This is a genomic window from Sphingobacterium haloxyli (genome assembly GCF_002980525.1).
GTDB lineage: Bacteria > Bacteroidota > Bacteroidia > Sphingobacteriales > Sphingobacteriaceae > Sphingobacterium > Sphingobacterium haloxyli.
The window spans coordinates 106363-125769 of the sequence record NZ_PVBQ01000001.1; the positions used below are offsets into that span (position 1 = coordinate 106363).

20 protein-coding genes are annotated in these 19407 nt (G+C 43.3%); 9 read left to right on the plus strand and 11 right to left on the minus strand.

Annotated elements, in window-relative coordinates; translation table 11 throughout:
- The first annotated feature begins 411 nt into the window (after window positions 1-411).
- The 4 genes from dacB (at window position 412) to C5745_RS00455 (ending at window position 5348) form a co-directional block, all read left to right on the plus strand.
- Complete coding sequence (dacB, locus tag C5745_RS00440) at window positions 412-1839, plus strand: D-alanyl-D-alanine carboxypeptidase/D-alanyl-D-alanine endopeptidase (protein WP_243403197.1); 1428 nt, start codon at window positions 412-414, stop codon at window positions 1837-1839.
- Between the two features lie 159 nt (window positions 1840-1998).
- A complete protein-coding gene (locus C5745_RS00445; protein ID WP_105714986.1) occupies window positions 1999-4275 on the plus strand; it encodes an NADP-dependent malic enzyme in 2277 nt (758 codons plus the stop codon).
- A gap of 2 nt (window positions 4276-4277) precedes the next feature.
- Window positions 4278-4862 (plus strand): Holliday junction branch migration protein RuvA, encoded by a 585-nt coding sequence (ruvA, locus tag C5745_RS00450; protein ID WP_105714987.1) that lies wholly within the window; start codon window positions 4278-4280, stop codon window positions 4860-4862.
- A 12-nt stretch (window positions 4863-4874) separates the two neighbouring features.
- Complete coding sequence (locus tag C5745_RS00455) at window positions 4875-5348, plus strand: GAF domain-containing protein (RefSeq protein ID WP_105714988.1); 474 nt, start codon at window positions 4875-4877, stop codon at window positions 5346-5348.
- A 20-nt stretch (window positions 5349-5368) separates the two neighbouring features.
- Here C5745_RS00455 and C5745_RS00460 read toward each other — a convergent pair whose 3' ends face one another.
- The 11 genes from C5745_RS00460 to C5745_RS00510 all read right to left on the minus strand — a co-directional run bounded on the left by C5745_RS00460 (window position 5369) and on the right by C5745_RS00510 (window position 14695).
- On the minus strand, window positions 5369-6274 hold the full coding sequence (locus tag C5745_RS00460; RefSeq protein ID WP_105714989.1) for a WD40 repeat domain-containing protein: 906 nt from the start codon (window positions 6272-6274) through the stop codon (window positions 5369-5371).
- Between the two features lie 8 nt (window positions 6275-6282).
- Complete coding sequence (gene hisIE, locus C5745_RS00465) at window positions 6283-6870, minus strand: bifunctional phosphoribosyl-AMP cyclohydrolase/phosphoribosyl-ATP diphosphatase HisIE (protein ID WP_105715255.1); 588 nt, start codon at window positions 6868-6870, stop codon at window positions 6283-6285.
- 19 nt (window positions 6871-6889) lie between these two features.
- A complete protein-coding gene (gene hisF, locus C5745_RS00470) occupies window positions 6890-7642 on the minus strand; it encodes an imidazole glycerol phosphate synthase subunit HisF (RefSeq protein ID WP_105714990.1) in 753 nt (250 codons plus the stop codon).
- 1 nt (window position 7643) lies between these two features.
- Window positions 7644-8396, minus strand: a complete 753-nt coding sequence (locus C5745_RS00475; RefSeq protein WP_105714991.1) for a 1-(5-phosphoribosyl)-5-[(5-phosphoribosylamino)methylideneamino]imidazole-4-carboxamide isomerase — start codon at window positions 8394-8396, stop codon at window positions 7644-7646.
- A gap of 75 nt (window positions 8397-8471) precedes the next feature.
- A complete protein-coding gene (hisH, locus tag C5745_RS00480; RefSeq protein ID WP_105714992.1) occupies window positions 8472-9062 on the minus strand; it encodes an imidazole glycerol phosphate synthase subunit HisH in 591 nt (196 codons plus the stop codon).
- Window positions 9063-9072: 10 nt separating this feature from the next.
- Complete coding sequence (gene hisB, locus C5745_RS00485; RefSeq protein ID WP_105715256.1) at window positions 9073-10200, minus strand: bifunctional histidinol-phosphatase/imidazoleglycerol-phosphate dehydratase HisB; 1128 nt, start codon at window positions 10198-10200, stop codon at window positions 9073-9075.
- A 49-nt stretch (window positions 10201-10249) separates the two neighbouring features.
- Complete coding sequence (gene hisC, locus C5745_RS00490) at window positions 10250-11317, minus strand: histidinol-phosphate transaminase (RefSeq protein ID WP_105714993.1); 1068 nt, start codon at window positions 11315-11317, stop codon at window positions 10250-10252.
- A 48-nt stretch (window positions 11318-11365) separates the two neighbouring features.
- Window positions 11366-12280, minus strand: coding sequence for a ribonuclease Z (locus C5745_RS00495; RefSeq protein ID WP_105714994.1), 915 nt, complete (start codon window positions 12278-12280; stop codon window positions 11366-11368).
- On the minus strand, window positions 12267-12653 hold the full coding sequence (locus C5745_RS00500) for an STAS domain-containing protein (protein ID WP_105714995.1): 387 nt from the start codon (window positions 12651-12653) through the stop codon (window positions 12267-12269). The genes C5745_RS00495 and C5745_RS00500 overlap by 14 nt, the downstream gene beginning before the upstream one ends.
- Window positions 12654-12699: 46 nt before the next feature.
- Complete coding sequence (locus tag C5745_RS00505; RefSeq protein ID WP_105714996.1) at window positions 12700-13647, minus strand: phosphoribosylaminoimidazolesuccinocarboxamide synthase; 948 nt, start codon at window positions 13645-13647, stop codon at window positions 12700-12702.
- Between the two features lie 85 nt (window positions 13648-13732).
- Window positions 13733-14695 carry a PhoH family protein gene (locus tag C5745_RS00510; RefSeq protein ID WP_105715257.1) on the minus strand — a complete coding sequence of 321 codons (963 nt, stop codon included), beginning with the start codon at window positions 14693-14695 and terminating at the stop codon, window positions 13733-13735.
- A gap of 223 nt (window positions 14696-14918) precedes the next feature.
- On the opposite strand from C5745_RS00510, the gene C5745_RS00515 reads away from it, so the two are divergent.
- The 5 genes from C5745_RS00515 (at window position 14919) to C5745_RS00535 (ending at window position 19357) form a co-directional block, all read left to right on the plus strand.
- Window positions 14919-15704: an SAM hydrolase/SAM-dependent halogenase family protein gene (locus tag C5745_RS00515; protein WP_105714997.1), complete on the plus strand. Its 786-nt coding sequence runs from the start codon at window positions 14919-14921 to the stop codon at window positions 15702-15704.
- A gap of 1 nt (window position 15705) precedes the next feature.
- Window positions 15706-16254, plus strand: coding sequence for a hypothetical protein (locus tag C5745_RS00520; RefSeq protein WP_105714998.1), 549 nt, complete (start codon window positions 15706-15708; stop codon window positions 16252-16254).
- Window positions 16255-16308: 54 nt separating this feature from the next.
- Window positions 16309-18150, plus strand: coding sequence for an ABC transporter ATP-binding protein (locus C5745_RS00525; RefSeq protein WP_105714999.1), 1842 nt, complete (start codon window positions 16309-16311; stop codon window positions 18148-18150).
- Between the two features lie 114 nt (window positions 18151-18264).
- Window positions 18265-18639, plus strand: coding sequence for a hypothetical protein (locus tag C5745_RS00530; protein WP_105715000.1), 375 nt, complete (start codon window positions 18265-18267; stop codon window positions 18637-18639).
- Window positions 18640-18697: 58 nt separating this feature from the next.
- Entirely contained in the window at window positions 18698-19357 is a 660-nt protein-coding gene (locus tag C5745_RS00535) for a heme exporter protein CcmB (protein WP_105715001.1), read from the plus strand.
- The last annotated feature ends 50 nt before the right edge of the window (window positions 19358-19407 follow it).

Sequence of the window (19407 nt, forward strand, 5' to 3'; positions counted from 1 at the left end):
ATTTATTCTTTTTTCTTTGCAAAAAGATAATGGAAAAAGAAGGTTTTCTTTCGTCTTTTTTGCCGCTCGAGCCGCGGCGGGGCTCTTCCTTTTTTTTCCGCAAAAAAAGGAAGCAAAAAAACTCCCCACTTTAAAATTTGATGCGACCCTCTACCCCGCACTTCTCCCGCATCGAGAATAGTTTATATGTGGGGTTTGTAGCTTAATAAGGGGACAATACAATTGCATGAACCCTCCTTAACCTTCAAGGTCGCATCCAAATATTTGAGGTCTGTAGAAATTCATCCTTAGTACCACCCCTATCCTCAAATATTTGAAGCGACGATTTTTTAAGCAACTTTTTTTTAAAAAAAGTGCTTAAAGAAAACCTTCTATTAATTTTTTAAGTTTGTACAACTACATATTAAAAATATGGTAAAAAGAAAAATATATTCCACTTGGATAGCGACAATACTATTGCTATCAATGCAGATAAGCTATGCGCAATCATTGAAGAATAATATCGATCATGCCTATCAACAGTTTGTGAAGAGCGGTAAATTCCCGAATGGTATTGCGTCGCTGACGGTACTGGACGGTAAAACAGGACAGCCCGTATTTACGCAGAATCCCGCCATCGGGTTGCCCACTGCCTCGACAATGAAAGTCATCACCTCCATCACGGCGTTAGATATCTTAGGCCCGAATTATACCTATCAAACCAAGTTGGCTTATACAGGTGAAATTGACAGCCTGGGTGTGCTACACGGCGACATTATCGTGATCGGTTCCGGCGACCCTACCCTAGGTAGTGACCGCTATGCCGCCAGCAAAGCGGAAACTATACTGAACAAGTGGGCATATAAAATCCAACACGCCGGCATACGCCACATCAACGGCCGGGTGATAGGCGACGATCTGTATCTGAATGGAAACGATGTCCCGCCCACGTGGAACTGGCAAGACATAGGGAATTATTATGGTGCCGGAATATCAGGATTAAATTGGCGAGAAAACAAAGTCGGCATTGTTATTTCCCCGCATACCGTTGGGAAACCCACTTTTGTTGCCTCGACGTCCCTGCCCTTGAGGGGGATTACGCTCATCAATGAGGTAATAACGGGACCAAATGGGTCTGGTGACAATGTCTATGCTTACTCCGCACCCTACTCCAACATTATATATCTACGTGGAACGTATGGTAGAGATCTGAAGAAGGTTATTGAAATAGCTGTGCCGGATCCTGCATTGGCGTTGGCGCAGCAGTTGGCGACCTCGTTATCGGATGCAGGTATTACGGTAGATAGCATACCGACCACAGGAAAGCGGCTGTTAAACCAAGGAATAGCCCTAGATAAGCGTCAAAAAGAACTTGACATCCATCAATCTCCTACCTTGAGCCAAATAGTACATTGGTTCAATCAAAAAAGTATCAATCTGTATGGTGAAGCCATGCTCAAAAGTTTTGGTATCGTCAGCCACAACGAATCTACTACCTTGGAGGCAGCATCGTTGCTAAGCAAGTATTGGGAACAAAAGCTGCGTATCCCGAACAGTGAGTTGAACATTCAAGATGGCTCTGGGCTTTCTCCGCAAAACCGTGTTACCACGCTAGCTATGGCTAAAATCATGCATTATGCACAAAATAGGCCGTGGTTTACCGATTTTCAAAAAAGCCTGCCCACTATCAATGGTATAACAATGAAAAGCGGTACTATCGGCGGCACGCTAGGATATACCGGTTTCCATACAGGTAAAACTGGTACGCCGGTTACGTTCTCGCTTCTAGTTAATAACTATACAGGAAGCACGTCCGCCATGCGGCAAGAGATGTTTAAATTATTGGATAGTCTTAAATAACATTAAAAATTCGCTAATCTTCTTTTGAAATTTTAGCTTTGTATCCATAGAACTTATATTATTCATAGTCGGATTAAGACGCAGACTTCAAGGAAGATCGACGCTCCTCCATCAGTTTCGTTTTAGTTCAACTTAGGTGATTCACTTTTACTTAAACAAATGAGTATCAACAGAAAAAAAGACGCTTTGGACTATCATTCCAAGGGAAGACCTGGCAAAATTGAAGTCGTTCCGACAAAGCCTCACAATTCGCAGCGAGATTTATCATTAGCTTATTCACCGGGTGTAGCTGAACCTTGTTTGGCTATTGCTGAAAACAGTGAAGACGCATACAAATATACTTCTAAAGGAAATCTGGTTGCCGTTATTAGTAACGGAACCGCCGTATTGGGTCTGGGCGATATCGGGGCACAAGCAGGCAAACCTGTAATGGAAGGAAAAGGCTTGTTATTCAAGATTTTTGCGGACATTGATGTCTTCGATATCGAACTCGACACCAAAAATGTCGACGAATTTGTCAATATCGTAAAAGCACTCGAACCGACTTTTGGTGGCATTAATTTGGAAGACATAAAGGCTCCTGAGTGTTTTGAAATCGAGCGTCGTCTGAAAGCAGAGATGAACATCCCTGTCATGCATGATGACCAACACGGTACAGCCATTATTTCGGGCGCGGCGTTAATTAACGCCTGCGAATTGATAGACAAAGATATCAGTCAAGTCAAAATCGTCGTAAACGGGGCTGGTGCTGCCGCCATTTCGTGCACGGCCATGTATATGGCTGTAGGCGCCCTAAAGGAGAACATTGTCATGCTGGATAGTAAAGGGGTGATCCGGAAAGACCGCGAAACGCTGGATGCCACAAAGGCAGAGTGGGCAACCGACCGTGATATCAATACCCTCGCCGAAGCTGTAAAAGATGCTGATGTTTTTATCGGACTATCCGCAGCAGATGTATTAACACCGGAAATGCTGCTTTCTATGGCGCCTAGACCGATTGTGTTAGCCATGGCGAATCCGAATCCCGAAATCGCCTACGATTTGGCGTTAGCTACACGTGCCGATGTCATTATGGGTACCGGACGGTCGGATTATCCGAATCAAGTTAATAACGTATTGGGATTCCCCTATATTTTTAGAGGGGCTTTAGACGTTCGCGCTACCGCCATTAACGAAGAAATGAAAATCGCTGCGGTTCATGCCATAGCGGCGCTAGCAAAGCAACCTGTTCCGGAAGAAGTCAATCAAGCTTATGACACCAGTAATCTGAAGTTTGGGGCAGAGTATATTATTCCCAAACCAACGGACCCCCGTTTAATTACCGAGGTATCCATAGCGGTAGCCAAGGCGGCGATGGCTTCTGGGGTGTCCCGAATAGAAATTCAGGATTGGGAGCAATATAAAGAGGACTTGCGTAAACGTTTAGGTAAGGATGATCGGATTATCCGAAATTTGACAAGCAGGGCCAAGAAAAACCCTAAACGGGTTGTCTTTGCAGAAGCGGACAACTACAAAACGCTTCGAGCTGCACAGATCGTCAAAGAAGAGGGAATTGCGTTTCCTATCTTGTTAGGTAGTAAGGAAAAAATCCAAAGCTTAATTCAGGAATACGACTTCGATTTCGGTGACGTAGAGATCATCAACCCTGCCGAAGAAAAAGGTTCCGAGCGCTTCAAAAAATTTGTACAACACCTTTATACCAAAAGGCAGCGACGCGGTATGACAGAGCACGAAGCAACCAAATTGATAGCCACGAATCGGAACTATTTTGCTGCGAGTATGGTCCAATTTGGCGAAGCGGATACCTTGATCTCTGGATTAACACGCAACTATGCAACAACTATCCGCCCCGCGTTACAAGTTATCGGTGCGAAACCGAACAGTCGGGTAGCGGGTATGTATATCATGCTTACCTCCAAAGGACCTCTTTTCTTTGGTGATACCACCGTTAATGCTGATCCCACACCCGAAGAACTTGCGGATATTGCTATATTGTTGGACGAAGCGGTAAGACGCTTTAACATAACACCGCGTGTCGCTCTGTTATCGTATTCCAATTTCGGATCGAATGACGGACGGACGGCGAATAAAGTTCGGGAAGCCGCGAAAGCACTACGGGAAAAAGCCCCACACATCACTGCGGATGGTGATATACAAGCAAATTTTGCTTTAAATAGTAGTCTTTTAAAAGCAAATTTCTCATTCAGTACACTAAACGGCGAACCTGCAAACACGTTAGTATTCCCTAATTTGGAATCGGGTAACATTGCGTACAAGCTGCTGCAGGAAGCAGGAGATGCGGAAGCCGTAGGACCTATTCTGTTAGGTATGAACAAGCCGGTACATGTATTACAACTGGATAGCTCCGTGCGCGAGATTGTCAACATGATCACTATTGCGGTCGTGGATGTGCAGGAACACGAGAAAAACAAATAGACATGTACGATTATTTTAATGGGAAATTAGTAATCAAAGCCCCCACCCATGTTGTCCTTGACGTGGGTGGGATTGGCTATCACATCCATATTTCTCTGACCACCTATAGCCAGATCAAAGATCAAGAGCAGTGTAAGCTATACATTTCTTTTCAGGTTCGGGAAGATTCGCAGACACTTTATGGCTTTGCAACGGAAGGCGAGCGTCAACTGTTCAATCACCTTATTTCGGTATCGGGTATCGGACCCAATACGGGGCGCATGATGCTTTCCTCGATTACACCAGAGGAAATCCAGCGTGCCATCATCAATGGCCAAGTACAGATCATCCAAAAAATAAAAGGGATAGGTCCAAAATCTGCGCAGCGTGTTATTTTGGAATTGCAAGACAAGCTAAAAAAGCAAGGACCAGATGCACTCATCCCGCTTCCTCTCGCAAAACAATCCGTACCCGAAGAAGCGCTTACCGCATTGGTTATGTTGGGTTTCGGAAAACCCCAGGCAGAGAAAGTGCTCAACAGCTTAGCGGCGAGCGATCCCGAGCAAACGGTGGAACAATTGATCAAAGCCGCATTGAAACGTTTATAAAAAATTCACATCATGGCAGAAGACTTGCAGATCGCAACCGGAACAAAAGAAGACCAGTACCGCCTACTTAGCAAACAAATAGAGGCGCTCATCAGTGGTGAGAAGGATATCATTGCTAACCTCGCAAATATCGCTGCTGCCCTCAAAGAACAGTTTAACTTTTGGTGGGTTGGTTTCTATTTAGTGAAAAATGAGGAGCTCGTGTTAGGGCCTTTCCAGGGACCTGTAGCCTGTACGCGTATTGGTTACGGAAAAGGTGTCTGCGGCTCGGCTTGGAAAGCTGGAGAAACATTGGTCGTTCCCGATGTAGAGGCATTTCCGGGACATATCGCGTGTAGCTCCTTATCAAAATCGGAAATTGTCGTGCCTTTGTTCCACGAAGGACAATGTATCGGTGTACTGGATGTAGATAGCGAACATCCCGATCATTTTGATCATGTGGACAAGAAATACTTAGAAGCTATTTGCCGGTTGATTGCGCTTTAAAGCGTCTTTTATACCACTTCTTACAGGGATACATCCCACACCTTCACCAACTTATCATCACCGGCTGTGACCAGTTGATTATCAACCCAGGTTGCGGTATTGATAGATAAACGATGGGCGTCATAGCCCCGTTCTATGCTTATGTTTTTAAGCAACGACAATGACAGCCCGTCCCATATTTTTATTGATTTATCCCGACTGATAGTAGCGATAATGGGTAATGTAGGATGTGGGAGTATACCGTATACCGTAAACATATGCGGGGTTATGGATTGCAGGACTGATAAATCTTTTTGTGCTAGCCGGACGAGTTTCGCATCCCGTCCGCCCGAAAGCAAACTGGTATCGGTGGCTGCCAATGCCGTAACGGGTAGACTATGGATCTGTTGTTTGGTTATCTCCCGAAAGTCCGTTGTATCATATAAATGTACAAAGCCGTTTTTATCGCCGAAGGCTACTTGATTCACTTGCGGATAAGGCTCTATAACACGTACCGTGGTGTCCGCTACATGAAATCTATACAACAGCGCATAGCTGTCCAACGACCATACATAGGCAACACCTTCCTCTCCAGTGGCGATGAGCTCTCGTTTTGCCGTAAGCACTTTTATCGCAAACACCGCCCCCTTCTCCGTTTGGGTCTTAGCGACAAGAGCTTGCTTTTCAATGTCCACAAACCACACCTCACCATTCCGCAAACCGACTACTAAAATTCCTTCCTCCTTTAGGAGGTGCAAAGCATATACCGAGGCCGGAACAGCACACAAAATACGCTTGAATTTACCGTTTATCAAATCCCATTCCACCACACCTTTATCGTTTCCAGCTGTGAAAATCGTTGTAGAATCCATCCCCGGAGATACAACAAAAATCGGGTTCTGATGACCAGATAGCGTATGAGATAACGTAACATCGATTGTATGCATATCCGCCGTTATTGATGTCTGCTTTCCAAGTTCTTAGCAATCGTCTGTAAATCCAACCCTTTTTCCCGAAGTAGGACTAGGAGGTGGAAAAACAGGTCCGAAGACTCATTGATAAAATCGTGCTCTGTTTCTGCTAATGCAGCAATCACTGTTTCCACAGCTTCTTCGCCTACCTTTTGTGCTATTTTATTCAACCCGCGCTGACGCAGCTTATTAACATAAGATTCTTCGGTTGGCATCTCGTATCGCCGTTGTACGATACGTTCCAATTGCAACAGGAAGTTCTGGTTGTACTCCGTCTGGAAGCAACTGCGAGCACCTGTATGGCAAGTAGGACCTGCCGGTTTAACTTTTATTAATAACGTATCTTGGTCACAATCTATATGAGAAGAAATTACTTCCAAAAAATTACCGCTTTCCTCTCCTTTTGTCCACAATCGATTTTTGCTTCGCGAGTAAAAGGTTACCCGTCCCTCTTGCTGGGTTTTAGCCCACGCTTCCTCATTCATATACCCTAACATCAACACTTCTAGTGTTTGATTGTCTTGTATAACAACGGGAATTAATCCGTCTCCTTTCGCGAAATCTACCTTCATGTCTTTTCTATTGTTAAAATTATCGTACCACAATTCCATTTGTCCGCAACGTTTCTTTCAGATCCGGGATCAAGATTTCCCCATAGTGAAATACAGACGCTGCTAAAGCCGCATCCACATCCGCCTGTTGAAATACGTCCACAAAGTGCTGCTGCTGTCCAGCTCCGCCCGATGCGATCAGGGGAATATTGATGGTGTCGTTAATCTTTTTTAAAAACGTATTGTCGAAGCCATTCTTTGTTCCGTCATGGTCCATCGACGTTAATAAAATCTCCCCCGCTCCGCGCTGTTCAGCTTCCCTAACCCATTCCTCGGTTTGTATTTCCGTCTTATCGCGTCCGCCGCGTAGAAAAACAAAGTTCTTGCCGTCAATCAGACGCGTATCTATCGCTACCACCACAAACTGTCGACCAAACGAACGAGCTAGTTCATCAATCAATGTCGGATTCCGCACCGCAGCGGAATTAATTGAAATCTTGTCCGCCCCCGCGTTAAGCAGCACTTCAGCGTCGCTCAATTCATTGATTCCACCACCGATCGTAAACGGGATGTTGACCTGACGTGCTACCGCTTTGACTAGTTCTATGGTCGTCTTCCGCTTTTCGTGCGTAGCCGTAATGTCTAGAAACACCAATTCGTCCGCACCTTGTTCCGAATACTGCCAAGCGAGCTCAACAGGATCGCCCGCATCCCGAAGGTCGACAAAATTGACCCCTTTCACTGTACGACCGTCTTTTACATCCAAACAGGCGATGATACGCTTCGCTAACATATTAAATACTGATAAGCGCTTTCAAGTTCCAATCCTTAATCTCATCGATGGAAATCTTATTTTCGTAGATAGCTTTACCCACCACACAGGATTCCATTCTGGCTAACGCGTTCAAAGCTCGGATATCGTCCATAGAGCTGATGCCACCCGAACCAATTAATTTGATGATCGGTGAATGATCTAAAAGCTTTTGATACAGTTCGACACCGGCCCCGCCCAGTTTACCATCTTTACTAATGTCCGTACAAAGAAAACGGAAAAATCCCAACGAGAGACACTTATCTATATACGAAACCAGCTTAATAGGCGAACTTTCTAACCAACCGGAGTATTTAATGACCTCGTCCAACACATCAATCGCGATAACGATATGGTCAGCATATTTCACACGCCCTTCGTTCAGCTTGCTCAGTTCCTCTAAGAAAGTGGGATTGGTAATAGCTTGTGTTCCGACGATAACACGATAAATGCCCGCGTCAACCAGTTCCTTTACTTTCTCAATACTTCTCACCCCTCCACCATACTGCACTCTCATATCCGTTTTACGGATAATGTCAAATAGGTAATCCTGATTACTGAAATCGCCCTTTGCGCCATTCAAATCGATGATGTGCACGATTTCGGTACCGTTGGCATGATACATTTTGATTTGCTCTTCCAATGATATGTCATACGTTGTGACGTCATCGTAATTGCCCTCTCTTAGACGGACAACCTTTTTATCCAAAACATCAATAGCAGGAATGATATACATATTTTAAAGTAATAAGTTAAAAGTCAAAAATTGTAACGTCGACCGTTAATGATCGACAATTATAAACAATATCCCCTATAATCGGGAAAAATTAAGCAATATCTGCTCGCCAGCTTTTCCGGATTTCTCGGGGTGAAACTGTACACCGTAAAAATTCCCTTTTTGTATCGCGGCCGAAAAAGTGACATCATACGTGCAAAATGCACAAGTATATTGTTCATCCGCCTGGATAAAATAAGAATGCACAAAATAAAAATAGCTATTATCTGTAATATTCTCAAAAAGAGGACAATCCATTTTAGGCGATATACTATTCCATCCCATATGGGGGACCTTTTTGCCCACACGCTTATCAAAATGTAACGTCTTCAACGGTACAATATCCAAAAGATCGGCTTCGCCTTCTTCCGAAAAAGACGTTAACAATTGCATACCTACGCAGATTCCTAGTACAGGTTTTTTCAGGGATATGATATACTGTACTAACCCTGTCTCTTCAAGCTTTTGCATGGCAGCGCCGGCATGTCCTACGCCCGGAATGATAATACGGTCGTACTGGTCAAAATCATCGACATTGTTGACCATCCCGTATCCTATCCCGACTCGATCGAGTGCCGCTGTCAACGAAAAAATATTTCCTGCCCCGTAGTTTACTATTCCAATCATTTTTTACAATCTACAAAACCCCTTTTGTGCTAGGCAACTGCATATTCTCTGCATCTCGCCGCACGGCCTTTTTTATTGACTTCGCGAAGGCTTTAAAGATAGCTTCAATTTTATGATGCTCGTTCTCGCCTTCGGCTTTAATATTCAAGTTCGATTTTGACGCATCAGCGAATGATTTAAAGAAATGGAAAAACATTTCCGTCGGCATATCGCCTATTTTCTCCCGCTTGAAGATCGCATCCCATACAATCCAATTTCTACCACCAAAATCGATGGCTACTTGTGCCAGGCAGTCGTCCATTGGCAATGTATACGCATAACGTTCGATACCCCGCTTATCGCCTAACACTTTCAGAAAAATTTCGCCCAATGCGATACCGGTATCTTCGATGGTGTGATGCTCATCAATGTGTAAATCACCTTTAGCCTTAACGGTAAGGTCAATCGCTCCATGTCTGGCGATTTGATCTAACATATGATCGAAAAACGGCAATCCGGTATCTATATCCGATTTTCCTGAACCATCAAGATTCAACTGAATAAAGATATCCGTTTCATTTGTTTTACGATGATGCTCCCCCGTACGTGTGCCGAGTTTCAAAAACTCATATATGGATTTCCAATCGGTCGTTTCTAGAGCGATGGATTCGCTTTGTAACTGGAGGTTTTCGGCTTTGCCCAATTCATCATTATTGCGCAACCAAATGGCCTTAGCACCTAAATTTTCGGCTAACTTTACGTCATTGGTACGGTCGCCTATGACAAAAGATTCGGTTAAATTATATTGCGTGATATCAAAGTATTCGTTTAACATACCGATACCGGGCTTACGTGTTGGCGCGTTTTCATGAGGAAACGTACGATCGATATGCTCTTTAACGAAATACACGCCTTCCCCTGCAAATGTATCGACAATAAAATGATGCACGGGCCAAAAGTTCTCTTCGGGATGGGACGCCGTGCCCAATCCATCTTGATTGGATACTAAAACCAGCTCGAAATCCAGTTCATTAGCGATACGCGGTAAATATTGCAGCGCTCCCGGGTAAAATTTAAGCTTGGCAAAAGAATCGATTTGCTCGTCTTCTGGTTCTAATATCAATGTACCGTCACGGTCTATAAACAATACTCTTTTCATCATTAAATATAATTATCTGCTATGAGCTCTCCGTCAGTCAACGGTTCGGTCATACCGATTGATCGTAAAATTTCCGAATATTTTCCAATAATGTTATATTTTCTGTAGGCGTGCCGATAGTCAAACGCAAACACCCTTCACATAATTCCACTTTGGAACGGTCGCGCACAATAATTCCGTTGCCTACCAAAAAATTGTAAAGCGCTCTAGGCTCTTCCAACTTGACTAATATAAAATTAGCGTCCGATGGCGTCACGTGCGCAATTTGAGGCAACGTCTGTAAAGCTACGGATAACTTCTCCCGTTCTTCAACTACTTCCTTTATCCATTCATTTACAATCTCCACCCCCTCCAACGCATCTAATACAATTTCTTGGGTGGCTTGATTGATGTTATAAGGCGGTTTGATCTTGTTGAATACCTCAATAATTTCCTTTCCCGCAAAGGCCATACCCAACCGTAGCGCCGCCAGCCCCCAAGCCTTCGAAAGGGTCTGCAAAACTACCAAATTTGGGAACTCTGCCAGATCTCTGGTAAAAGATGGTCGTGTCGAAAAATTGATATATGCTTCGTCCACCACCACGATTCCATCAAAATTGACTAAGATGGTTTCAATATCTTGCCGATGGATACTATTGCCAGTAGGGTTATTGGGCGAGCAGATAAAAATCATTTTCGTAGATGGATCAATCGCTTCCGCTATACGATCTAAATCCAACTGATAATCCGCTGTTAAATTTACCTTTTTATATGCTACGTTATTGATATTTGCCGAAACTTCGTACATGCCATAAGTGGGCGGCACCAAGATAACGTTATCTCTTCCTGGTTCACAAAATGCACGGAAAAGAATATCAATCGCTTCATCACTGCCATTTCCTAAAAAGATGTTTTCTACGGGAACGCCTTTTATATGATGTAACTTTTCCTTTACCCGATGCTGTAACGGGTCTGGATAGCGATTATAATTTTTCGAATAGGGCGAACCGAATGCATTCTCATTCGCATCTAATAAAATAGAGGCTTCTCCCTTATATTCATCCCTTGCCGATGAATATGGTACTAATTTTTTTATATTATCCCTCAGCAGCAGGTTCAGGCTAAAAGACGTCTTCATATTTTATTTTATTGAGGGTGTAAAGATGGGGAAAAATCTACAAAAACCCTATACTAAAAACCACTTACCTTCTTCAGACAGTTCTGTATGTGGGAAAATTGCTTGAGATTCGTCCAGAAGGGGTTGTAAATCTTTATAGCGGGCAGAGAAATGTCCGAGCAGAAGTTTCTTTGCGCCAACGGTTTGGGCAACTTGTGCTGCTTCCAAACTAGTGGTGTGAAATGTTTCTTTGGCACGTTCTACACGGTCGTGAAGAAAGGTTGCCTCGTGATAGAGCAAATCCACTTCGCTGATGGCTTCAAAATAGCCCTGATCCATCACCGTATCAGAGCAGTAACCATAGCTTCTTGGACGCGATGGCGGGTAAGTTAGATCTTTTGCCCCGTGTACGGTACCATCGTCTGCTACATAATCTATCCCTTTCTTCAATAAGCGCAAATAAGGGACAGGTATATTGAGCTTTTCTACCTGTTCTTTTTTCAGCGATGCTGAACGTACTTTTTCATTAAAGCGGAAACCTGTGCAGGCAATACGATGCCGTAACGGGAAACTGCTTACGCTAAGCTGTGTGTTTTCGAATATCAGTTCTTGGCGGCTTTCATTTGTCGGATGAAAAACCAACGGATAGCGTAAACGCGTATCCGAGTGCTTAAATTGTAAGTCTATTATTTCTTTTAACGCAGGGGGGCCGTATAAATGCAATTCACGCTGACGCCCCATCAGATGTTGCGAAGAAAGTAGCCCGACAAGCCCTAAGTAGTGATCTCCGTGCAAATGGCTGATAAAAATATGGCTTATCCGGCTGCCTTTGATGCCGTAACGGAATAATTGCATCTGCGTGCCCTCGCCGCAGTCTATTAAGAACAGTTGTTCATTAAAGTTTAGAACCTGGGATGTTGGATGGCGACCATACATTGGAGTCGCCGAGCTATTTCCCAATATCAAAACCTCAAACTTTGTCATGTTGGCCCATTCTTAGATCTAGTCGCAACTCATTGCCAAAAATCATGTCTTCAGCATTGGATACTGTTGGTGCAGTTTTGAAATATCCCTCCATATTGGCCATTTTAAGTAGGGTCGTCAGTTTCTCGTTTAGCCCCGTGAGAATAAATAGCCCGCCAGAGGCCTTACATAACCTACGTGCCAGCAAGCCCATGCGTAATCCATCTTCATCCGCATCGGATACATTACAAAGATTTAATACAATATTACGTTGGCCGCCCGTATGACGCAACATAAACTCACCTTTCAATTTCGCTGCTGCTTCCCCATTAAGAAAATCTGTAAGTGGTTCAATGACCACATAGCGCTCGTGCTTGTCAACCGTAAATTTCATCTGTTTATTTTTTGTTTTTTATCATCAAAGGCTCATATATCTATATCTACAACAAATTGTTTAAAGCTTCTGTAACATTTTGCTCTACCCGCAAAACGATATCTTCATTTGCCGGATATTGAAATGCTTCGCCTGTAATATGCTCATAAAGTTCAATATAACGTTCGGATATGGATTGTACCACCTCATCGGTCATTTCAGGCACCATCTGTCCTGCTTTTCCTTGAAAACCATTATCCATTAACCATTCTCGTACAAATTCTTTAGACAGCTGTCGTTGCGGCTCGCCATTCGCTTGCCGTTCTTCGTAGCCCTCCGCATAAAAGTAGCGCGATGAGTCCGGTGTATGGATTTCATCCATCAAATATATTTCGCCATCCTTTTTTCCAAATTCGTACTTGGTGTCTACCAATATTAGCCCTCGCTCGTTCGCCATTTCCGCGCCTCGTTGATACAACGCGCGAGTGTAGCTTTCTAACTTCGCGTAGTCTTCTTCACCCACAATACCTTTAGCGATAATGTCTTCTCGCGAAATATCTTCGTCATGTCCTACATCAGCTTTCGTAGTAGGTGTTATAATAGGTTCCGGAAGCTTATCATTTTCGCTCAACCCCTCTGGTAATGGCACACCGCAAAGGACTCTTTTCCCATCCCGGTAAGTTCTCCACAAATGCCCTGCCAAATAACCTCGAATCACCATTTCTACCTTAAAAGGCTGACACTTATACCCTATGGTCGCGTTTTGATCGGGCACCGTAATGACCCAATTGGGAAGGATATCTACTGTAGCAGAGAGAAATTTTTCAGCAATCTGATTCAGCACCTGTCCCTTGTAGGGGATAGGTCTCGGCAAAACGACGTCGAAAGCAGAAATCCTATCTGAGGCTACCATGACGAGGTATTCCTCGGCTATCGTATAGACATCCCGCACCTTGCCTTTGTAAAAGGCAGTCTGCTTATTGAAATTAAAAATTGTTTCTTTTATTGCGTTCATTCTTTTTATAGTGATTAGTGATCAGTAACCATTAACTATATAGTTAACTATCCACTCTCCTAACTCGTTACTCTTTGCTCGTTACTCAAATATCCCCGTAAGCTTCTAAAATACGTCTCACCAATTTATGCCGAACAACGTCTGATCCACTTAAATGGATAATATCGATGCCTTGAATGGTTTCCAAAAGCTTTACTGCCGTTGCTAGCCCCGATTGGGTTTTCTTGGGTAAGTCTATTTGCGTTAGGTCGCCAGTTACGATAAACTTAGCCGTTGGCCCCATTCGGGTGAGGAACATTTTCAATTGCATATCGGTGGCGTTTTGTGCTTCGTCCAAAATAACAAAACACTTGTCCAACGTGCGTCCGCGCATAAATGCTAGTGGTGCTACTTCAATTACGCGTCGTTCCAGATAATCCTTCAATTTGTCTGCTGGAATCATGTCATCCAATGCATCATAAAGGGGGCGTAAATAGGGGTCCACTTTCTCTTTGAGGTCGCCCGGAAGGAAACCCAAATTTTCTCCAGCTTCGACGGCAGGACGGGTCAGTATGATACGCTTTATTTCCTTATTCCTTAACGCTCGAACCGCCAACGCTACCGCCGTATAGGTTTTACCAGTGCCCGCTGGGCCAATGGCAAACAAAATGTCGTTTTTCGCTATACTCTCCACCATTTTAAGTTGGTTGGGCGTCCGAGCGCGAACGATCAGACCATTAGGACCGTATACAATCGGCTCACCTTTAAAAACAGTTGGTTCTCCGACCTTTTTTTCGGTCGACTTCTCCACGGCACCGTTTATCCCTACCAAATCCTCCAATACATTCTCGTTCAACGTCTGAAATTGTTCGATGTGTCGCAAAACACCCTCAAAAACTAACTTAAACCGCTCTTGTTCAGACGTCTCACCTAAAACTTTCAATTCATTACCCCGGGCTACTAGTCGAAGTTTCGGAAAACCTTTTTTTATCAATTCAAAATGCTCATTTTGGGCACCCCATAACGTTACTAAGTTAACGTCATCTAATGGTATAAGTACTTCGTTCAAATTGTTTGTTTTAATTTTATGTAATAAAGATAGATGTTTTACGCCATTATTAAACCAAAAATACAAACTATAATTATCTATTTGCGCACGCATTATAAAAAATGGAAATTTAGCTTTGCAACAATTCATATTGCACTTTCTTTTATTACTTTTGTAGTTCTTTTGCAGAGAGGGCATCACCGCATTTTAACGTTTTTAGTATCTTTACAAGGATACATAGTGTATGGGAGTAATAACGCTTACAACAGATTTGGGGCACCGTGATTTTTATCAGGCAGCATTAAAGGGCAGCATTATATCGCAATTGCCTGATGTCCGCTTGGTTGATATTACGCATGAGATACCCTCTTTTGATATACAACGCGCTGCCGTCGTACTCCGAAATGCGTTTCGTTACTTTCCGAAGGGCACGGTCCATCTTATTGGAATCGATACGGTATTTCAAGAGGACTCCCATTACGCCATGATGAAATTTGACGATCATTTTTTCGTCGGGGCGGACAATGGCATTTTTAGCATCATTCTTGGAGAAAGCGACCCGCAGGAGTTGTATGAGATTGATATTATGCAGGATTTACGTTACCTACACTTTCCTCTTGCCGATATTTTATCGAAAGCAGCCTGTCATATAGCCAAAGGAGAACCATTGTCCGAAATTGGACAACCTATCGACAAGCCGCTCAAAAAAGTCTTAGTACAACCATTGGTAGGGCCTAACACCATAAAAGGTCATGTTTCGTATATCGATTCTTTCGGAAACGTTATCAGCAATATCAGCAAAGAACTTTTCAACGAAGTACAAAAGGGCCGGAGCTTTAAATTACATTTCAAAAGGAACGAGACTATAAATAGACTGAGTTGGCACTATAATGAGGTACCGGAGGGGGAAAAGCTCTGTTTGTTCGGGATTAGCAATTTTCTGGAGATTGCAATCAATAAGGGGCACGCTAGCCGCTTATTAGGATTACAACAGGACGAGGTTGTTATGGTGGAATTTTTAGATAGTTAAAATGAAACAGCTGCTGCTACTTCTTTTTTTCTACTTCGGCATGCTTCACACAAGCACGTCCCAAACGGACCTGAATACCGATTCTATCAACTTCGAACAGCAGCGCGAGCGCGTAAACAATTTATTAGAGAAACGCAGCAGGCGCTTCGGAGACTTTGATAACAGCCTACGACAAAAGACGGGCGTATTTGGCATTTTCAAAAGGAAAAAAGATATGCAGCGGTCTATCGATATCCTCCGCGAAATCGTCTTGACGGATAATACTATCTTGCTGGAAACAAAAAAATTACTCTACATCAAAGGGAACGAAAGTGACAGAAACGAAAACTTAGCGGCAACATATGACAAGCAGTTATCAGGATACATGCACACGGTCATGAAGCTGCAGACGGAAAACGAAAAGCTGCGTAACCAAATTCGTAATATAGAGGAACGGCAAAGAAACAGTCACATCATCATCCTCTTACTGACGATTATCCTTTTGGCACTATGTGTCGCCTTTTACCTGCGACTTCAACAGCACAAACGCCAAAATTTGACGCAAGAGTGATAAGCTCACATAAATAATACTGTATTTTTGTGACCTAATAATTCTAGTTAAAGAATGGCGAGATCGCGTTTGAACAGTAGTAATACACAGTCGGAAGAATTACCCAAACCCAAGCTTAGTAAGGATTTACTGAAGAAGGCATTAAAAATTTCCAGCTATTTAAAACCGTATAGAGGTAAATTTATATTGGGTATGTTTTTCCTTATCCTGTCTAGTTTGACCATGCTGACTCTCCCTGCTCTGCTCGGTGCTATGGTTGACGCAGCCCAGGGTCGACAGACCTATCCTTGGTTGCCCGCCAGTGTATTCAGCATTGGCGCGATTTCGATGGTACTGCTCTTGTTTCTATCGATCGTATCTTTCGGCAGGATACGGCTTTTTGTCGAAATAGCAGAAAAAGCGTTAGCTAGTATCCGTAAAGACAGCTATCATAAGCTCATTACCTTACCGATTGAATTCTTTGCCAATAGACGAGTAGGAGAATTAAACAGCCGTCTTTCTACCGATTTGGCCCAGATTCAAGATACGCTAACCACGACATTGGCAGAAATACTACGACAGGCGATCATTCTGGCTTTTGGGGTATGTCTTTTGGTATTTGTTTCTCCCAAAATGGCGCTGATGAACCTCTCCATTCTACCGGTTATTATTGTCATCGCCATTATCTTTGGTCGCTTTATACGCAATTTATCTCGCCAGGCGCAAGATCAGCTGGCTGACTCCAATACCATTGTACAGGAAACATTATTAGGCATCAGCAATGTCAAGGCATTTGTAAATGAATATTACGAGACCAACCGTTATGCCCACAAACTGGATGCCGTCGTGAAACTGGCTGTTAAAGGAGCAACCTACCGCGGAATGTTTGCCTCCTTTATTATCTCCTGTATTCTTGGCGCGATTGTCGTGGTTATCTGGTACGGTGCGTCACTCGTCTCGCGAGGTGAAATTTCTGTTGGTGATCTCACAACTTATATTCTATATTCGATGTTTGTAGCCGGTTCGATGGGGAGTTTTCCCGAACTATATGCTAATATACAACGCTCCATTGGCGCCAGTGAGCGTGTCCTTGATATTTTGGAGGAAACGCCAGAATTGATCGAAATATCGGAAACCAATAATGATATCCAAACGCCCATACAAGGTGCGCTCACCTTTAAGCATGTAGGATTCAGTTATCCGTCCCGTGCGGACACACCTACTTTAAAAGATATCTCGTTCCATGTGGATGCAGGAAAAAAATTAGCACTGGTGGGGCCGAGCGGAACTGGAAAATCAACCATCGCTTCGCTTATTTTACAATTTTACACGCCGACTTCGGGAGTCATTGCTTATGATGGTAAGGATAGCGCAGCATATTCACTAACAGATATTCGTAATCAAGTTGCACTAGTTCCACAGGATGTATTGTTGTTTGGAGGCACTATCCGAGAAAATATTGGGTACGGTCGGTTGGACGCAAACGCGGAAGACATTATTGAAGCGGCAAAGCGTGCCAATGCACATGATTTTATTATGGCTTTCCCTCAGGGCTATGATACCCTTGTCGGAGAACGAGGGGTAAAACTATCGGGGGGGCAGCGTCAACGTATTGCAATTGCGCGTGCATTGCTGAAAGACCCCGCGATTCTCATTCTGGATGAAGCAACCTCTTCCTTAGACTCCGAATCGGAAAGATTAGTCCAATTGGCTTTAGAAGAACTTATGCGCAACCGTACATCTGTCATTATCGCACACAGGTTGAGTACGATCAAAAATGCAGATCAGATTGTGGTTATCGAAAATGGTGAAGTATCCGACATCGGAAACCATGTGGAGCTTATGTCAAAAGGTAGTAGCCTCTATCAACATCTGTATTCCTTACAGTCCATACAGCATATCACGGAAAGGGATTAATATTTTTTCATTAAAAAAGTAGAAAAAACACGCTTTACCAAAACATTTGTCAGCTTCTCTTGTTAACTTAACGAAAAGGGTCGTTAATTTTTAGAAAAGAAAAATAAGAATATTATGGAAAATAAAAATGGACTAATTGCATTTGCGCTTCTAGGTTTAGCTGCCGGTGCAGCAGCGTATTATTTGTTGGCTACAGATGACGGAAAACGCCAATTGGAGCGTGCAAACGAAGGCGTAAAAGACCTTACCAAATCGATCAAGGAACTTTCGGAAAAAGAGGCTAAACGGGCCGCTAAACTAGCGAAGTCTACCAAAGCCGAATTAGACAACTTGAAAGCGAAAGCGAAAGACGCTGGTGTACGCGCCGTGGACGCAGCTGCTGATAAGGCGCACAAACTGGCGGATAAAGCGTCACACGCTGTACATAGTGCAGAAGATCAGGCCGAACAAGTCATAGAGAAAGCCAAATCAGAATTTGATAAAGCCTAATACTTAATGTGGGGTCAGCGCGGTTTCGAATGTAACTATTCGTATCTTTGCTGTGCAGATGAATATACTCCAACAGGTTAAAACTTTAGTTTATAAAGATATCGTTCTTGAATGGCGTTCAAAGTATGCTATAAATGGTATCTTATTATATGTTGTATCTACAGTATTTGTTTGCTATCAAGCATTTAAGTCTGTAGATACACTTGTTTGGAACGCGCTGTTTTGGATTATTATGTTGTTTGCCAGCGTTAATGCGATCAGCCGAAGTTTCGTGCAGGAAAGCCATAACAGGCAACTTTATTATTATACGTTGATAAGCCCCCACGCGATTATATTATCCAAAATAATCTACAACACGCTGGTCATGGTACTTCTGTCAGTAATTGCTTACGGAGCCTATAGCGTAACATTTAGCAACCCGGTTAGCGACCCTCTCTTGTATACAGCGGCAGTTTTATTGGGGAGTATCAGCTTCGCTTCGGTATTCACGATGGTGTCAGGCATCAGCTCCAAAGCGGGAAACAACAGTACGCTTATGGCCATCTTGAGCTTTCCCGTTATCATTCCGCTGCTCATTGTCTTAATTACCTTATCCCAAAACGCGTTAACAGGGGCTCCAAGATTTGAAAGCGACAATGAAATACTCGTTTTGCTGGCAATTAATGTAATTACGATTACTATTTCTTTGTTGTTATTTCCTTATCTTTGGCGTGATTAATTCTGTGTAACCGAGCTTTAGCAAGCTCATCTTTAGATAATTTTTCGAAT

What these genes read in the sequence shown, in the direction of transcription:
- dacB (WP_243403197.1), top strand. Translation starts at nt 412, where the DNA reads ATGGTAAAAAGAAAAATATATTCCACTTGGATAGCGACAATACTATTG.
- C5745_RS00445 (WP_105714986.1), top strand. Translation starts at nt 1,999, where the DNA reads ATGAGTATCAACAGAAAAAAAGACGCTTTGGACTATCATTCCAAGGGA.
- ruvA (WP_105714987.1), top strand. Translation starts at nt 4,278, where the DNA reads ATGTACGATTATTTTAATGGGAAATTAGTAATCAAAGCCCCCACCCAT.
- C5745_RS00455 (WP_105714988.1), top strand. Translation starts at nt 4,875, where the DNA reads ATGGCAGAAGACTTGCAGATCGCAACCGGAACAAAAGAAGACCAGTAC.
- C5745_RS00460 (WP_105714989.1), bottom strand. Translation starts at nt 6,274, where the DNA reads ATGCATACAATCGATGTTACGTTATCTCATACGCTATCTGGTCATCAG.
- hisIE (WP_105715255.1), bottom strand. Translation starts at nt 6,870, where the DNA reads ATGAAGGTAGATTTCGCGAAAGGAGACGGATTAATTCCCGTTGTTATA.
- hisF (WP_105714990.1), bottom strand. Translation starts at nt 7,642, where the DNA reads ATGTTAGCGAAGCGTATCATCGCCTGTTTGGATGTAAAAGACGGTCGT.
- C5745_RS00475 (WP_105714991.1), bottom strand. Translation starts at nt 8,396, where the DNA reads ATGTATATCATTCCTGCTATTGATGTTTTGGATAAAAAGGTTGTCCGT.
- hisH (WP_105714992.1), bottom strand. Translation starts at nt 9,062, where the DNA reads ATGATTGGAATAGTAAACTACGGGGCAGGAAATATTTTTTCGTTGACA.
- hisB (WP_105715256.1), bottom strand. Translation starts at nt 10,200, where the DNA reads ATGAAAAGAGTATTGTTTATAGACCGTGACGGTACATTGATATTAGAA.
- hisC (WP_105714993.1), bottom strand. Translation starts at nt 11,317, where the DNA reads ATGAAGACGTCTTTTAGCCTGAACCTGCTGCTGAGGGATAATATAAAA.
- C5745_RS00495 (WP_105714994.1), bottom strand. Translation starts at nt 12,280, where the DNA reads ATGACAAAGTTTGAGGTTTTGATATTGGGAAATAGCTCGGCGACTCCA.
- C5745_RS00500 (WP_105714995.1), bottom strand. Translation starts at nt 12,653, where the DNA reads ATGAAATTTACGGTTGACAAGCACGAGCGCTATGTGGTCATTGAACCA.
- C5745_RS00505 (WP_105714996.1), bottom strand. Translation starts at nt 13,647, where the DNA reads ATGAACGCAATAAAAGAAACAATTTTTAATTTCAATAAGCAGACTGCC.
- C5745_RS00515 (WP_105714997.1), top strand. Translation starts at nt 14,919, where the DNA reads ATGGGAGTAATAACGCTTACAACAGATTTGGGGCACCGTGATTTTTAT.
- C5745_RS00520 (WP_105714998.1), top strand. Translation starts at nt 15,706, where the DNA reads ATGAAACAGCTGCTGCTACTTCTTTTTTTCTACTTCGGCATGCTTCAC.
- C5745_RS00525 (WP_105714999.1), top strand. Translation starts at nt 16,309, where the DNA reads ATGGCGAGATCGCGTTTGAACAGTAGTAATACACAGTCGGAAGAATTA.
- C5745_RS00530 (WP_105715000.1), top strand. Translation starts at nt 18,265, where the DNA reads ATGGAAAATAAAAATGGACTAATTGCATTTGCGCTTCTAGGTTTAGCT.
- C5745_RS00535 (WP_105715001.1), top strand. Translation starts at nt 18,698, where the DNA reads ATGAATATACTCCAACAGGTTAAAACTTTAGTTTATAAAGATATCGTT.